Source organism: Aeromonas sp. QDB56 (assembly GCF_027705505.1).
Taxonomy (GTDB): domain Bacteria; phylum Pseudomonadota; class Gammaproteobacteria; order Enterobacterales; family Aeromonadaceae; genus Aeromonas; species Aeromonas caviae.
Map to the genome: position 1 here is coordinate 1 of NZ_JAPDBZ010000288.1, position 1,099 is coordinate 1,099.

Annotated in this window: 1 protein-coding gene; it reads left to right on the forward strand. The window is 55.1% G+C overall.

Annotation, left to right across the window (positions count from 1 at the left end):
* Window positions 1–203 precede the first annotated feature (203 nt).
* Window positions 204–779: a DUF2569 domain-containing protein gene (locus OKB81_RS20445; RefSeq protein ID WP_160839584.1), complete on the forward strand. Its 576-nt coding sequence runs from the start codon at window positions 204–206 to the stop codon at window positions 777–779.
* The last annotated feature ends 320 nt before the right edge of the window (window positions 780–1,099 follow it).

The window sequence follows — 1,099 nt, forward strand, 5'->3', positions numbered from 1 at the left end:
GTGAAAATGCCAATTGAACATAATGGCGATTATGCGCGGCGGTTTTTGGGCCGCTCCTGCTCTGTTTTGCGATCCCCGAGGCCCTCCGCTGGGGTCGCCTGCGGTACGATGCGAGGCAGCATCCATAGAGCGGTAGGATATCTACTCTCAACTGCCGCGCAGCCGCTGAACCGGAACGTTAAACAATCAACAAGGATAAATTCATGGGATCATTATCGATTTGGCAGTTGCTCATAATCATCATCCCCATTGGTGCCATTTATGGCATCTATCGCTTTGCGAAACGCACTCCCCGACCAAGCAATAGCAGCGGACCTGTAGGTGTCGGAGGCTGGCTTTTGCTCTTGGTTGCGGGTCTTATGTTTTTGGGGCCACTCATGGGCGCCGGTCGCATAAACGCCGACATCATGTCCGTCGAATCACAGTACCCAAATCTAGTAACCGTCGCCGAATGGGGAACATTTAAGTCTCTTACTTGGTGGAGCTTTCTGGTGGTGTGCTGTTTGAGCTTTTACGCTGGGTTTGGACTCGCCACAGGGGTAGATATGTCCGTGGTCAAGCGAGCGAAAGTCCTTTTGTGGATCACTGGCCCCGCGGCGTCGATTGTCATGGGGCTTTTTATCCCGTTAGTGGTGTTTGGGGAGATTGATCCAGACCCGCAGTTCTTTGGCGCATTCATTGTGTCAGTCATTTCCGCGGCGATTTGGACAACCTACTTATCCAAATCGCGCCGCGTGAAGGCAACATATGTACCCATGCGGCCAGAAGACAGTGTCTAACATTGCGCTCGAGAGGGATACTCGCCGCTAATTGGCCAGCTCGCTGGGGAAGGGTCCTTGGCAGGTCTGTGCGCATAAGGGGGCGTTACGTTAAATCGGACGCCATTTTTGCTGCCTGTCATCCTGCAAGATGGCTTGTTTTGCGAGGCGTCATCTCCCATCCTGCGCCGCACTATCCCTTGCCTCGGAATCTCCCCCATGGAAACCATTACCCATCCCACCCTGGTACAACTGGTGGCGGCCGGTGCCGTTCGTGTCGTGGTCGCCGTCGGACAACCTGGCGGCTGGACGCTGCTGGTGCGCTACGGTCTGGCCGAACG